Source organism: Neobacillus sp. MER 74 (genome assembly GCF_023714155.1).
Genome location: NZ_JAMAUV010000008.1, coordinates 222541 through 237855 on the forward strand (window position 1 = coordinate 222541; position 15315 = coordinate 237855).

The window sequence follows — 15315 nt, forward strand, 5'->3', positions numbered from 1 at the left end:
CTACGGTCACACCTTTTTATCGTGTTAATTATAATCAACGCTATTTATGATGGTATTTACATTGTCTCCCCATTTAATATTAAATTCAGGCGGTATAAGACTTCCACATTCCCTAGTAAAAGTATTAAGATCAACGGTATATTCAGTTTTTATTGAACCATTTTCCCACACTTTACCTAACACATATAATTTACTAGTTGAGTCGACATCAACCTTCTTAGCTGCTAAATTTCCATTTACACACATCTTTGAGGAAGATAGAATGTTTAAATTATTATCAATCGTTGCGCTCTTATAGTTCGCATCAGTTGTTGGAGCATCTGCACCTCCAACAAAAACAAAAGAATGATCCGCAAGTTCTAAATGTTGATTAACATACAATGTTTTATTCACTAGAATTTTTGATGTTCCACTTATCTTTACATTCTGCATAAATTTAGCGCCGTCTTTTGTTTCTATAATTACATTTGAAGCGCTATTCATGTTTTTGTTATTTATAAATGCACCATCAGAGTGGATTTTTACATTTGTTATATTATTTTCGTTGCCATTTCCATCAAAAGTGAGTGCACCTGTAGTGTAAATTGTTTGGTTATCTCTAATGTTATTATTACCAGTAAAATTACCATTACCGTTTATATAAACATTGTCACAATCTAACGTTTTACATTCTGATGTTGATGTTGGTTTAACCGTATCAAATTTTGGCAGTGCGTAAGTGTTACTGGTATCAATTGTTCTTTGATCAATGATTGAAGCAAAGTCTATTGTCATTTTTGTAAAAAGGGTGGTTTCTTTGCTGCTATCATTTCCGATAACATTAAAACTAATAATTACTTTACTCGAGCTCGGGTCAGGGTCGGTAGTAACAATATAACTACTCATACGATATGGAGCATTCGTAGGAGTTGTAATGATTTTACCTTGAAGCACTTCTGCCATTTTTTTAGCAGCTTCCTTTTTAAATGTAGATTCATCCTGAAGCAAAGGTCTATCCCTTATATAATCACTTACAGTTTGTTGTTCAGATTCAAATGTTTTTTGAATTTCCACCTGGTAATTCGAAATCCCCGCTTCAGCTGCTGCAACCGAACGAGATTTTTTCTCAACCACCTGATTTTGTTTTACACTGCTAAATGCCTGCCCCATGAAGGAGAGGAATACAACCATAAAAACGGTAATGATCAATAATACGGTTACAAGGGCATATCCTTGTTCATTCTTCATTAACTTCTTCATTGATAATCCGCCCCCTTCATTCGATAAAGAAATGTATCTTGAGTTATACTGTTTTGTGGATTATTCTTTTCACTTGCATTAATTTTTAAAGAAACGTCATTTAAAGAACCATCATTTAATTTATTATTGGGTTTTACTGTTTTTGGCCCAGAGCCTGGCACAGCATTTATTTCAAGAATTTTAAAACAAATCGCAGGGTGATTAAATATTTGCGTTTGCTTGGGATTAGTTTTTAGGTTCGTAACTTTAATTTCACAGTTTTCACTTTTTATTTCGTATACGATCAGTGTTTGATGTACTTTTTTTAAATTTGTAATTAATAGATTGGTTTCTTGAATCATCGTGTTTTTAGAAATTGCCTTTTGCGAAAAATTATAGCCTTGAAAAAAAACACTCCAGGCAATAATCCCTACAAAGGAAAGAATGGATAGGGTAACAAGTACTTCAATTAATGTGAAACCATTTTCAGTTCTCTTCATATATCTCATTTCCTATCTTTTAACATATCCGAATGTTTCAGTAATGACATGTCTATTCTTTTTATCTATCAATTGAACAACAATCGAATGGATACTTGATAATCTTGAACTTGTTTCAGGAAATCTCTTAATTTTAATATTCACGTCATATTGATCTTTAGTCGTTTCGAAATAATAATAGGTTGGATCAGAGTAGAACCTATTATATGTCACTTTTGAATCAGTTGGGGTAAAACCAGCTGTTTGGTCAGTCTTAACTAAAAACCATTTCACATCACTTGATTCTTGCCAATTAATAAGAACTTCTTTAGCAAGGTTTATAGCTTTTGCCTTATCTTGATTTTGATTATTCATAAGTCCCATTTGTGGGAAAAACCTCATAACAGATAAAAAGATAATTGAAAGAAGCACAATGGATACAAGAACCTCGATTAAAGTGACTCCTCTTTCATTGCGAATTAATTTCATTCTAATCATTCCTTAATGATAGCAAAATTAGTACAAATAGATGAAAAAACAATTAGGATTATCTACCTATAAAATTATTTTCCATCTTCTTTTAAACAACTTAAAAGTATTATACAATATTTATTAGGCGAATTTTGTCTAATATTTGAGGAAATCTACAAAAAAATTAAATCATTTGAAGGAAAATGTAGTTTAATAGTATAAAATGACTAATTAAAAGGAGAGTGAAAGAATGCAATCAATTTTATGGGCCTTTAGTTCGGTGGTTATACTCACGTTAATAATATACTTGCTGCCATTAGGTTACACCTTAAAAGGGAAACTCCTTTTAGTATTAATTAGTTTTATTTTATCTCTTGGAGGACTTGCAGCCGTTTCAATCATTCCTTTGTGGGAGACGGCATTAATACTTTTAGCGCTCAGTTTTTTTGCAGCTTACTTTATGAGTAACCGAATGGGAACAGTATTATTACCAAAAAATCCTGGATTAGAAGCCCCAATGGATGTTGAATTTGATGGCCACACTCCTGATTACGAAATTGAGAATTTAAAAGATATTAATTTGGTGAAAATTGGCGATGAATTACCGTTAGCTGATTCGTCCCATCTTAAATTAGAAAAAGATATAGTGACAGAGGTAATTTCTTCTTCAGACTTGTCTGAAATTGTAGATGTACCTGTTAGTGAGCAGGAGCCAATTGATATGGATATCTCCTTTTTACTAGATAGAGATAATGAAGTAGTAGATGTAAAAACACAAATTAATGATCAAGACATGGAAAATGACTATTTATCAGAAATCGAAAGTTTATTAGAGCTTGAATTAAGAACAGAGCAAGTGGATTCACATGTAATTGAATCGAAAGAAAAGGTAGTTCTACAAAAGTAACTAACAATAATTTCTATCTTAGTTTAATAGATGAAGTATATGTGAGTGTTTGAAGGGAGACAGAACTTTTGGGCAAGAATCAGCAAATGATCAAATTGTTTGTTGTTTTACTATTTAGTACAGCATTTATTTTTAGTTTTTCCCATTTTGGGGCAAAAGCATTTGAAAAAATGACAAATGCAGATGGAAAATTCTCTGATGGTACCACGGTCGGTGCTTTAGATGTTTCAGGAAAGACAGAAATGGAAGCTAAAGGTCTGTTAGAGGAAAAATACGTTGAATGGGTGAAACAGACAAAGATCCAACTTCAATATGGAGAAAAAACAGCTTCATTTGATTTAAACCAATTTCACCTAGATTCCGGAAAAACAATCAACTCCATTAAGGATGGGCAGAAAAATCCTGCCTATATTACGGTTGATAAATTAAAGGTTAAAGAGCAATTAGAACAATTATTTTCTCCAATCAAAACAAGTGATTTTGATATCAAAAAGCTCACAGCGAGCTTAAATACGACAGCTTCCTTATTCGAATCAGGTTCACAGACTTTGGACCTTCATAATGATTTCTTACTTGCAGGAAAAATTAAAAAGGATGCTGTCCTAAATTCTGTGGTGATCTCAATGACAAATGTGCCGTTTGCTTTGGGAACGATCATTGATAAAAATCCTCAAATAGAAATTTCACAGGGTGCGAGTTTTTCACTGTTAGATTTCGCGGAAAAGCAAAAAATTGATGATCTAGACTCTTTAAACATAATTGCCACAGGTATTTATCAAGCAATCTTACCTTCAAATTTCAAAATTCTAGAAAGAAACATTGGCAGCACGTTACCTGCATATTCGAAGTTAGGATTTGAAGCGATGGTCAATCTACCTAAAAAGACAGACTTGATGATAGAAAATCCTAATAAATCAAAGTATAAACTAAAACTTCTCTTAGAAAATAAAGAATTGATGGTTTCATTGACGGGACAAGAATTTGTATATAAATATGAAATCAATACTAAAGAAAAACAAAATTTAGCATACAAGACAATCATTCAATATAGTCCGCTCCTTCTCCCAGGAAAATCAAAGATCCAAACTGAGGGAAAAACAGGAGAAATTATTAAGGTTTATCGGGATGTTTATCAAGGTAACGAACTTCTTAAAAGTGAACTGATTTCAGAAGACTATTATCCTCCTTCATACCAGATTGAAGTCCACGGGCTAGCTGGCAGTGAACAAGCAGGTACTCCAACGACTGATACAACTGGTAATTCAGATGGCAGTGGTGAACAGACTACCGATTCATCAAATGCGAATGGAAATCAAACAACAACAACAGATAATACCGGACAAAATTCTAACGATAATGACTTATGGGGCAAGCCAAATGAACAACCAAAATAAAAGCAGGGATGTAAAATGAGGCAATCACGAAAACGACTAGGAGATTTGTTAATTGAAGAAGGTTTAATTACTCCTGAGCAACTTCAAGCTACATTAGATGAAAAAAATGATTCTCAAAAACTTGGAGATGCCCTGTTACAAAAAGGATATTTAACAGAACAGCAATTAGTTGAGGTGCTTGAATATCAACTTGGTATTCCGCATGTCAGCCTCTTTCAATATCCATTTGATACCAATCTCTTTTCACTAATCACCAAAGAAACAGCCAAAAGAAATTTAATCATCCCTTTGAAAAGGGATGGAAATAAGCTTTTCGTGGCAATGGCGAATCCAATGGATTTTATCGTGATTGATGATTTGCGGTTGTCGACCGGTTTTCATATTGAGCCGGCCATTTCTACGAAGGATGATATTCTCCGGACTATAAATAAATATTATGATGTTGATGATGGACTAGATGAATTACTTGATGAACTTCCATTAAATGATCGAGACAGAAATGAAGACGTAACAGATCAAAATTCTCCGATTGTTCGATTAGTGAATCAGATATTGACCAATGCAGTGATTCATCGGGCCAGTGATATTCATATCGATCCACAAGAGACAAAGGTGGTAGTCCGTTACCGAATTGATGGTGTTCTTAGGAATGAACGAATTCTCCCGCGTAATATGCAAAGTGTATTAACAGCTAGAATAAAAATCATGTCTAATCTTGATATAACTGAGCATAGGGTACCGCAGGATGGTCGAATCAAGCTGAATCTCGACTTTCATCCGGTTGATCTCCGTGTCTCCACTCTGCCAACTGTTTATGGTGAGAAGATTGTTATGCGGCTTTTGGATATGGGATCCACATTAAATGATTTGAACAAGCTTGGTTTCAATTCATTAAATCTGAAGAGATTCAATGAGATGATTGAAAAGCCAACGGGGATTGTCCTTATAACAGGGCCAACAGGATCAGGGAAGTCCTCGACCCTTTATGCTGCACTTAATAAGCTTAACAGTGAAGCAGTTAACATTATTACCGTCGAGGACCCGGTTGAATATCAATTGGAAGGGATTAATCAAATTCAGGTTAACCCGAACGTAGGGATGACCTTTGCGGCGGGACTTCGATCGATTCTACGTCAAGACCCGAATATTATTATGGTTGGGGAAATCCGTGATAAAGAAACGGCTGAAGTGGCAATTCGAGCTTCATTAACGGGACACTTGGTTTTAAGTACTCTTCATACTAATGATTCAATTGGGACAGTTACCCGTCTGATTGACATGGGTGTCGAACCATTTTTACTTGCTTCATCACTTAGCGGGATTGTTGCTCAGCGTCTTGTTCGAAAAGTATGTCGTGATTGTGCCGAGCTTCAAGAGCCATCGAAGCGTGAAATCGAGATTTTTGCCAAGCGCGGAATGAAGATTGACAAAATTACTAAAGGAAAAGGTTGTTCCTCCTGCAGCATGACAGGCTATAAAGGCAGGCTTGCTCTTCATGAAGTGTTGGTCATAAATGACGAAATGAGCCGGGCAATGATGAATGGTGAGTCATTTCAAAAGATGAAAGAATTGGCAAATAAAAATAAAACGATCTTTTTATTAGATGATGGATTATTAAAAATAAAACAAGGGTTAACGACAACCGAAGAAGTATTAAAAGTAGCAATTCTGGAGTAGGAGAGCATGAAGATGAAAGAAAAAATTGACGCTATATTACGAGCTGCCATTGAATATAAAGCCTCAGATGTTCATTTAACGGTCGGTGTTCCCCCGGTGATGCGTATAAATGGTGACTTAAGAAGATATGGAACCGATAAAATCATGCCAGATGACACCGAGGGTATGGCAAAAGCGATTATACCAGAAGGTTTGTGGGACTTATTTAAAGAAAAAGGGGAACTGGATTTCTCCTATGGTGTTCCAGGTATATCTAGATTTCGTGTCAATGCCTATCATCAGCGGAAAAGTGTTTCAATTGCCTTAAGAACAGTCGCATCCAAAACACCAACAATTGAAGAACTAGATTTACCAGATATCATTTCTAAGCTGGTTGAAAAGCCACAGGGCTTAATTCTCGTAACGGGACCAACAGGAAGCGGGAAGTCAACGACCTTAGCATCAATGATTGATTATATGAATCGAACAATGCGAAAGCATATTATTACTTTAGAAGACCCGATCGAATATCTACATCGTCATGGGAGTTCGATTATTGATCAGCGGGAAGTTGGTTTCGATACCAATAACTACGCAAGTGGCTTAAAGGCAGCACTCCGTCAAGATCCAGATGTGATTCTCGTTGGGGAGATGCGTGACATCGAGACCATGTCAATCGCGATAACTGCGGCTGAAACAGGTCACCTTGTTTTAGGGACACTTCATACATCAAGTGCACCGACCACCATTAACCGAATCATTGATGTTTTCCCACCTGCACAGCAGCCACAAATACGTGTCCAGTTAGCTTCTGTTTTAGTCGGGGTTATTTCTCAACGTTTATTCCCGACTACGGATAAAAAAGGCCGGAAAGCGGCAACAGAAATATTAGTAAATAACCCTGCCATCGCCAACCTTATAAGAAATGAAAAAATCCATCAAATCCAAAGTACAATGCAAACGTCCCGCGCCCAAGGAATGCATACGCTTGAAATGAGTATAAGGGACCTTCTCGATCGCAATCTGATCCAAAAGGAAGCCGCTTCGCAATACTTACATGAAAAGATGATGATGAATGGCTAGATTTAAATACAGCGGGCGGGATCGTAAAGGAAAACGGCAAGGCACTCTTAATGCAGGTTCTAAGCGGGAAGCGATGGAAAAGTTGAAAGAAGAGGGAATTAGAGTAATTGAAATGACTCAAGTGCCAGAGACCCTTATGACTAAGGACCTAACGCTTGGAACTCCAGTGAAACTGCAGGATTTTGTCATTTATTTAAGACAATTTTCGACTTTAATTAAAGCAGGAGTCACGGTTGTCGAATCAACCTCGATTTTAGCCCATCAAACTGAGAGCAAAGCATTAAAGAAAGCCCTGCTAGATGTGGAACAAGAGATGAGGGAAGGGAATCCTCTTTCTGAAGCTGTGTCTAAACACAAGAAAATCTTTAATCAAATGTTTATTAACCTGGTAAAAGCAGGGGAAGTCAGCGGTAATTTAGATGAGACGCTGGATCGTTTAGCTGAGCATTTCGAAAAACAACATTACACACGGCAAAAGATTAAATCTGCACTTTCCTATCCGATTGCGGTTGGAATTATTGCTATTATAGTAGTTATTTTCTTATTAGTGGCCGTAGTACCTACATTTGTTTCCATGTTTGACGATATGGGCGGGGAACTTCCTGCAATCACCAAGTTTGTCCTGTCAGCAAGTAGTTTTATGCAGTCTTTTTGGTGGATTGTTATATTGCTCATTTTTGCTGTGGTCTTTTTAATTACCTATATTAAAAAAAGTAATCAAACTAAATATTATTTTGATTATTTTTTGTTAAAGATGCCGATATTCGGTAATTTGCTTCAAAAAGCGGCACTGGCACGGATGATGCGAACTCTCAGCTCATTGTTCTCAAGTTCAGTACCGATTCTTCAAGCAATGTCGATTGTAGAAAAAGTCGTTGAAAATGAAGTTCTAGCAAAGGTCATTCGAGAGTCACGGGATTCATTAGAGAAAGGGCGTTCCATGACAGAACCAATGGAGAGCCACTGGGCGTTTCCTCCATTGGTTACTCAAATGATTGCCATCGGTGAGGAAACTGGGGCTTTGGACGCAATGTTATCCAAAATTGCTGAATTCTATGAGAAAGAAGTAGAAAATGGCACAGATCGGTTAAAATCGTTAATTGAACCATTAATGATAGTATTTTTGGCAGGGTTAGTAGGAACTATAGTCACCTCCATCATGGTACCAATGTTTAGCATGTTCGACCAATTTCAACAAATGAATCAATAATAGACAAGAAAACAAAAATTCTGAGAAAATAGGACAAAGTACCTTAAAATTCTCTTTTCATTTCTATGTCTATTAATGTATACTACAAGAGACAATATTACTAGGTTAATAGAACCATATAGGGAGATGAAATTAATGCGTCAAATGTTAAAAAATAGGCTAAAAGATCAAAAGGGATTTACATTAATTGAACTACTTGCTGTTATCGTTATTTTAGGTATTATTGCTGCAATTGCAATACCGTCAATTTTGGGTATTATTGGAAACACCAAAAAAGACGCACATATTGCAAATGCAAAGCAGATGGTAAGCTCAGCTCAAATGGCTATAGCTTCAAATAGTGATCTACAAGCAAATACCCATTTCTTAACATTGGGTTACCTAGAAACAAAAGGTTATTTGGAAAAAGTTGACGATCCTAACGGTTCTGGATACTTATCCGCAACTGACGATTTGGTTACTGGTACAACTGCGCCTGCTACAGGATCCTATGTAAAAATTGAGAGTGGTAAAGTAACTGCAGTTATGTTAAAAAGTGCAAAGGTTACCGTTGACGAACATGGAAAGGCTGCAGTAACTGGTCCTCCTGCAGTACCTGCTGAGCCTTTTAAAATAAGTCATATTACAAGAGATAGTGTTGTCGTTACACCTTAATTAGGAAGATGAACATAATATATTCATATTTCTTGTTATTAGGCTTAATCTTAGGTTCTTTTTATAACGTAGTTGGTTTAAGAGTTCCGCTAAAGAAATCAATAGTTACTCCCCGTTCGTCATGTGGGAAGTGCGGGCACCAATTAAAACCTTATGAACTTATTCCAGTAATTTCATATTTGCTCCAAGGAGGAAAATGCCGCGGCTGTAAGTTGCGGATTTCTCCTATCTATCCAATTTTTGAATTGCTTACTGGTTTACTATTTATGACAGCTCCTTTAGTTATCGGGTGGTCAGGAGAATTAGTAGTCGCTCTAACGCTAATCTCAATGTTTATGATTATCGTAGTTTCAGATATTCACTATATGCTCATCCCTGATAAAATTCTAATCTGGTTTGCAGGGATTTTTTTATTGGAACGGATTCTTTGGCCGTTAAACCCATGGTGGGACAGTCTCTTGGGTGCCGTAACGGGATTTATACTTCTCCTTCTCATCGCTGTTGTCAGCAAAGGTGGAATGGGAGGCGGGGATGTTAAGCTGTATGCCCTAATTGGATTAGTATTAGGGATTAAACTAGTCCTTTTGTCCTTCTTCCTTTCGACATTGTTTGGCGCTGTTATTGGTGGATTGGCATTACTTCTTAAAATTGTGAACAGGCGTCAGCCCATTCCATTCGGACCATTTATTGCAGCTGGAACCTTAACAGCCTATTATTGGGGAACGGATTTAATTAATTTGTATATACATTTCCTTAACCAAGGATTTTAAATAAGGGGTTTTTTTACATGTCTTTTTCCCTTTTTACACCTAAAAACCGAATAATTAATCTGGTTTTAAATGATCATTCTATTCGCTTGCTAGAGTTAAAACAGGCGAATCCACCTTCTGCTCAGAGATGGAACGAGCGTTTTCTTCCCCCAGGTATTATCAGTGATGGGAAAATTACCGATATTGATTCCTTATCAAACATCCTAGAGGAGTGTATTGATGAATGGAAAATTCAAAGACGGCAAATTCGCTTTCTAGTACCTGATCCCCTTGTAATCATCCGGAAAGTTTCAATACCATCTGAAATTCAAGATGATGAAATTCAGGGATATTTGTATCTAGAACTAGGGTCAAGTATTCACTTACCGTTTGAAGAGCCTGTCTTTGACTTTTACCCATTAGAAAGTGATGGCAAAACTCGGGATTTACTTTTATTTGTAGCACCGGAACAGCAGGTAATGGAGTATGCAAACTTACTTTCTAAGCTGAAGCTTAACCCGATTGCGGCAGATATTTCTCCACTTGCACTGTACCGATTGTATCATCAACTTGATAATACCAGTGCTAATGAGGTAATATTCTCTGTCCAATTTGATTTGACCAGTGTTAACCTTTGTATTTTTGAAAAAAATGTGCCGCTTGTTATGCGTCAATTTCCTTTACCGTTTAATGTAGATATTTGGGATGTCAAGAAAGACTTGACAGGTAAATTGGTATTTAAGTATACCGGTGAGGCAGAAGAGTTAGTGATTCAGTTTGAGGATATATTTAGAGAGATAAGTAAATTAAGCGACTTCTACCGATATACACTTAACAATGAAAAAAGTGATATTACAAAGTTTTTGCTGAACGGTGATCATCCGATGCTTCAAGCAATTTATGATGAAATGATTGAGAGATTGGATGTACCTGTTGATAAGATTTCTCTTGAATCTGATTCTAAAGGAAAAAAAGAAAATCTACCTCCTAGTCAATTACTGTCTTTAGGACTGGCATTAAAAGAGGTGCAATAATGTTAGTAGAAATTAACCTGCTTCCCCAAAAGGAACCGAAAAAGATCGGCTTTATCATTACTTTATCTAGTTTAGTTGCATTGCTGATACTTGTTGGTGCATTTTACTTCTGGCAAACCAATGCTGTCAAAAATGAAATGGCATCATTAGATAGACAAATTACGATGACAAAGAGGATTACTAATAATGAAAATAAAAGTACAGAAACAGTTGCTGCTGCTAGCTCTGTTAGTCAATTAAAGGGTGCGATTGAATGGGCTAATGAATATCCAATTCAGACACTTCCTGTCATGCGTCATCTGACATCATTGTTACCTGAGCGTGGCTTTATTCAGAACTTTGCCTACACGGAGGCTGGGACAATATCACTAACAGTTCAATTTGATAGTGCAAGAGAAGCTGCGTACTTTTTAGATAATCTTAATGAATCAAAATGGATTGAAGAATCGAGTTTGAGTTCGTTAACTGCAGCTGCGAATGAACAATCGACAAGTGACCGTACAGCTTCATCAACTAGTCAAACAAATCCATCGAATTCTTCAACAGATTCAACAACCCAAACAACGACACAAACCAATCAATCAGATACGAATCAAACTGGGACAAATCCGAATTCAACTACCAATTCTAGTAGTCAAACAAATTCAACATCTGGAACAAGTGGTGAGCAAACAACTGCCACTACTTCGACACCAAATACAAATTCGACCAATACCTCTAAGACTGCAGCCAGCAGTACAACGGGTAAGAAAGAAAAGGATAATATCCTTCCGCGCTATACCGGTCAATTTGAATTAAAGTTGAATAAAGAAGTGGTAAAGAAAAATACCCAAAATAGCAAGAACAATGAGGAAGGAGTGACTGAATCATGAAACTCCGTTTCTCAAAAAAACAAGGCCTAATCATTGGTGCGGTCGCTCTTATACTGATATTATTCATTGTTTATGCTCAATTCTTTAAACTAGCTCCTTTAAAAACAGACTTAGATCTCAAGCAGCAGTCACTTGAGTCTGAACAAAAACTTTTAGAAATCGTTAGTCAAAAAAATGCAGAAGAAACCCAAAAAACTTCTGAAGGTACGAGGGAGTTACAGAAAAAGCTGCCTGTAAAGCCGTTGCAGGAACAGCTAATTTTAGACTTAGAGAAAGCAGAAACCATTTCTGATAGTAAGATTAGTTCGATGAGTTTTTCCAAAGACGTGGATGTGAGCACTGCTACTGCTGACCAAACAAATGCTGAAAATGCCAATGGTCAGCAAACTACAACTGACACTTCACAAGCTGCAGCAACGCAGGACACAACGGCACAACAAACAGCCTCTAGTCAAACTACGGGCATGAAAAAAATGACCATCTCATTGAGTGTTGAATCACCAAACTACAAGAAATTAGAAAAGTTTATTGAAACACTCGAATCGTTGAAACGGATCATCGTGGTTGAATCTATCAGTTATTCAGGCGGCCAAGAGATCACAAGTTTAGACCAAGAAGATCAGCCGTTAACCTACAGTCTGACAATTTCTGCATTTTACATGCCAACTTTAGATGATTTAGCAGGAGAATTACCAAAAATCGATGCACCCAAACCAGCTGGCAAAGACAACCCACTAAGCCAATTCTCTGCCACAACTGACACACAGCCATAATTATCACCATGCTAAACTAATAAATAATTTGGCGAAAGTCTACGATAACAAGACGACAAAAGTCTTGTTATTTTTTTTTGTCTTTATGATAGGATGAAGCCAATGACTCATCGGAAGAGAGAGGAGTACGGTTTCGTGGACAAGCCCAATAATGGCAATACAATTAAGATCAAATTAAATGGAGAAAACCCGCCCATTCAAGAAGTTCCTTCAAAAAATGAGGTTGAATCTAACAGTGATCCAATTCCAAGAGTAATAAAAATAAATACCGAGCATACAGAATCAGAATCAGAATCTGATGTTAATAGTGAGACGGCGGCATCCCAAGAATCGGTTGACGAAAGCTTTGATTGGATTATTCCTGAGTCCTCCGACAAAGACATTGGGGAGCTCAAAATTATACCGAGTCCAACGAGCAAAAAAACGTCCCTGCCGAAAATAACATCATTCACATCGAATATCAAAAAGAAAAATGGCCGGCCATTAGGATCCATCTTAATTTCTGCAGCATTCGCTATATTAATTGGAACAACAATTGGTGTTGTGATGCTGAAGTTAGTTATCACATCACCAACTGAGAAGACGGTGACAACAGTTCCAACTGAGGTCACGGACAATCCTGCCAGCAGCAATAACACGAAAACAGCAGAAGCCAAAAATACTTCATCTGCCTCCATTTCCCAGTTAACGACCTATGTCATTCAAGGTGGTGTTTTTTCTTCAGATTCTGGAGCTAAAGCAACTTCAGATAATTTATCTTCGAAAAATGTTCCATCTCAAACAGTAGAAATGGATGGCAAGTATTTTTTATTTCTAGGTGTTGCAGATTCGATTGAAGGAGCAAAGGCCTTAGGGGCGCAGTATAAAGAAGACGGGATTGAAGACGTATTTGCTAAGCCATTGTTATTAGACGAAAAAAAGTTCTCTGGTATCACGGATAAAGAAAAGACCTTTTTAAAAGCAGTACCGACTATTTATAGAACGATCTCTCTTACCACTTCAAATGCCCTTGTGACCAAGGAACTTTCCGAGGACGCAAGTAAAGTCCTTTCAGAAATAGAAGCACCGTTAAAAACCGTTGTGAAAAACGAAAAGATAAAAGATCTAAAAGCAGAATTGGTTAGTGCAAACGAAAAAGTAAAGGCGTTTCAAGAATCAAAAGAGGTAAAAAATCTTAGTGACGCACAGCAGCATTTACTAAAATTCATGTCAGTATATTTTTCTAAGTAAACACTATCGACATTCCTCGATATTTTCCGGGAAATCAGAAAAGCGGAAGCGACCTGTTTAGCGGCGTATGGACTGGAGCGCTCCAACCGAGATAAAGGAAACACGGAGAGCGTAGCGATTCGATGTTGACTTATCGTAGGGCGGAGAGCGAAGTACACTAGCCGCTGGGCGCTGGAGCTAGACAGTAAATAAGGCCTATCAAATTTTTGATAGGCTTTTTGCCTTCCAAAAAAATGAAAAACCTCTGCATAATTTTACAAATTCCATCAAAATTTAATTATATAAAAATTGTTTGAGACTACAATTTCTGATAGGATTGAATTGTATCTCCCTAATACGTACCATAAAGGTAAGGTGATCGAATGCAGAACCTCATTTTAGCCTCTTCTTCTCCACGGCGAAAAGAACTTCTAGAAACTCTCCGTTTAACATTCGCGATCTCAAGTAGTGAAGTTGATGAAAGTTTTGACCCAGCTCTCGCTCCAAAAGATGTAGTAATGGAGTTAGCCGACCGGAAGGCACAGACTGTTTTTAAAGAAAACCAGGATGCCTTTGTGATTGGCTCGGACACCATTGTTGTTGCGAATAATCAAATCTTAGGAAAGCCCGCAGATGAAGCAGAAGCGTTTACCATGTTAAAAAGCTTGTCAGGTCGTCAGCATGAAGTTTTTACAGGTGTTTCAATTGTGTCGAAAACAGGGACAACAAAGTTTTATGAAAGAACAGAAGTTTGGTTTTGGGAGTTAACAGACGACTTAATACGGGCGTATGTAAAAAGTGGTGAACCGCTTGATAAAGCAGGTGCATATGGCATTCAGCAGCTCGGAAGTATGCTTGTCAAAAAAATAAATGGAGACTATTTTGCGGTTGTCGGACTGCCTGTTTCACGATTGGTAAGAGAATTGAAAAAGGCAGGCTACCAGTTGCCGTATTAAACTTTTTTGTTTATTAACTCCCTTAATAAGGGGAGGAAAAAAAGTGTCCACTAATACATTAATGATCCGTGATTTCCCTCAAGACGAAAGACCCAGGGAGCGGTTTGTTCAACATGGCCCACAAAGCTTATCGAATCATGAACTAATCGCTATTTTGCTGCGAACCGGGACAAAAGACGAATCGGTCCTGCAATTATCGAACCGGCTGTTAACTCATTTTGAAGGGTTACGTCTTTTAAAAGCAGCTACTTTAGAAGAAATGACCGAGATCAAAGGGATTGGTTCTGCCAAGGCCATCCAAATCCTCGCCGCCGTCGAAATTGGCAGAAGGATTTCAAACCTCGACTATAAGGACCGCTATGTCATCCGCTCCCCTGAAGACGGAGCAAAGTATGTCATGAATGATATGCGCTTTCTTTCACAAGAGCATTTTGTGTGTTTGTACTTAAACACAAAGAACCAGGTCATTCATAAACAAACCATTTTCATTGGCAGCTTAAATGCCTCAATCGTGCACCCAAGGGAGGTAGTGCGCCCATAAGGGCATTTAGAAAATCTGTTTTGGCAAAGCAGTAGGGATTTATCACATTCAATACCCTATCATCAGTCAACTTATCCGCGAAGGAAACTGAGCGGGGAGTGTAGCATGT

General features: G+C 37.3%; 15 protein-coding genes and 1 pseudogene. 13 read left to right on the forward strand and 3 right to left on the reverse strand.

Annotated features, from left to right (window positions below; all coding sequences use genetic code 11):
- Positions 1-24: 24 nt before the first annotated feature.
- From M3610_RS15775 to M3610_RS15785, 3 genes are read right to left on the reverse strand one after another with little or no spacing between them, the layout of a single operon-like run.
- Entirely contained in the window at positions 25-1239 is a 1215-nt protein-coding gene (locus tag M3610_RS15775; RefSeq protein WP_251460373.1) for a hypothetical protein, read from the reverse strand.
- Positions 1236-1718 (reverse strand): PulJ/GspJ family protein, encoded by a 483-nt coding sequence (locus M3610_RS15780; RefSeq protein ID WP_251460376.1) that lies wholly within the window; start codon positions 1716-1718, stop codon positions 1236-1238. Before M3610_RS15780 ends, M3610_RS15775 begins: the two co-directional genes overlap by 4 nt.
- Positions 1719-1730: 12 nt before the next feature.
- Complete coding sequence (locus M3610_RS15785) at positions 1731-2186, reverse strand: type IV pilus modification PilV family protein (protein ID WP_251460380.1); 456 nt, start codon at positions 2184-2186, stop codon at positions 1731-1733.
- A gap of 232 nt (positions 2187-2418) precedes the next feature.
- Between M3610_RS15785 and M3610_RS15790 the strand changes: the two genes are divergently transcribed.
- The 13 genes and pseudogenes from M3610_RS15790 to M3610_RS15850 all read left to right on the forward strand — a co-directional run.
- Positions 2419-3075 (forward strand): SoxR reducing system RseC family protein, encoded by a 657-nt coding sequence (locus tag M3610_RS15790; RefSeq protein ID WP_251460383.1) that lies wholly within the window; start codon positions 2419-2421, stop codon positions 3073-3075.
- Positions 3076-3143: 68 nt separating this feature from the next.
- Complete coding sequence (locus M3610_RS15795) at positions 3144-4469, forward strand: G5 domain-containing protein (RefSeq protein WP_251460386.1); 1326 nt, start codon at positions 3144-3146, stop codon at positions 4467-4469.
- 15 nt (positions 4470-4484) lie between these two features.
- Complete coding sequence (locus tag M3610_RS15800) at positions 4485-6146, forward strand: GspE/PulE family protein (protein WP_251460400.1); 1662 nt, start codon at positions 4485-4487, stop codon at positions 6144-6146.
- Between the two features lie 12 nt (positions 6147-6158).
- Positions 6159-7208, forward strand: a complete 1050-nt coding sequence (locus M3610_RS15805) for a type IV pilus twitching motility protein PilT (RefSeq protein ID WP_251460403.1) — start codon at positions 6159-6161, stop codon at positions 7206-7208.
- Positions 7201-8418 carry a type II secretion system F family protein gene (locus tag M3610_RS15810; RefSeq protein WP_251460406.1) on the forward strand — a complete coding sequence of 406 codons (1218 nt, stop codon included), beginning with the start codon at positions 7201-7203 and terminating at the stop codon, positions 8416-8418. The genes M3610_RS15805 and M3610_RS15810 overlap by 8 nt, the downstream gene beginning before the upstream one ends.
- Positions 8419-8562: 144 nt before the next feature.
- The gene (locus tag M3610_RS15815) at positions 8563-9072 is read left to right on the forward strand and encodes a prepilin-type N-terminal cleavage/methylation domain-containing protein (protein ID WP_251460459.1); all 510 of its coding nucleotides are present in this window, start codon (positions 8563-8565) and stop codon (positions 9070-9072) included.
- An 8-nt stretch (positions 9073-9080) separates the two neighbouring features.
- Entirely contained in the window at positions 9081-9842 is a 762-nt protein-coding gene (locus M3610_RS15820) for a prepilin peptidase (protein ID WP_251460408.1), read from the forward strand.
- Positions 9843-9859: 17 nt separating this feature from the next.
- A complete protein-coding gene (gene pilM, locus M3610_RS15825) occupies positions 9860-10855 on the forward strand; it encodes a type IV pilus biogenesis protein PilM (RefSeq protein ID WP_251460411.1) in 996 nt (331 codons plus the stop codon).
- A complete protein-coding gene (locus M3610_RS15830) occupies positions 10855-11727 on the forward strand; it encodes a PilN domain-containing protein (RefSeq protein WP_251460414.1) in 873 nt (290 codons plus the stop codon). The genes pilM and M3610_RS15830 overlap by 1 nt, the downstream gene beginning before the upstream one ends.
- Positions 11724-12500 carry a GspMb/PilO family protein gene (locus tag M3610_RS15835; RefSeq protein WP_251460416.1) on the forward strand — a complete coding sequence of 259 codons (777 nt, stop codon included), beginning with the start codon at positions 11724-11726 and terminating at the stop codon, positions 12498-12500. Before M3610_RS15830 ends, M3610_RS15835 begins: the two co-directional genes overlap by 4 nt.
- Before the next feature lie 102 nt (positions 12501-12602).
- Positions 12603-13730 carry a hypothetical protein gene (locus M3610_RS15840; RefSeq protein ID WP_251460419.1) on the forward strand — a complete coding sequence of 376 codons (1128 nt, stop codon included), beginning with the start codon at positions 12603-12605 and terminating at the stop codon, positions 13728-13730.
- Positions 13731-14092: 362 nt separating this feature from the next.
- Positions 14093-14665, forward strand: coding sequence for a Maf family protein (locus M3610_RS15845; protein ID WP_098574210.1), 573 nt, complete (start codon positions 14093-14095; stop codon positions 14663-14665).
- A gap of 61 nt (positions 14666-14726) precedes the next feature.
- A pseudogene (locus M3610_RS15850) lies at positions 14727-15200 on the forward strand (JAB domain-containing protein); the annotation flags it as partial.
- Positions 15201-15315: the final 115 nt, after the last annotated feature.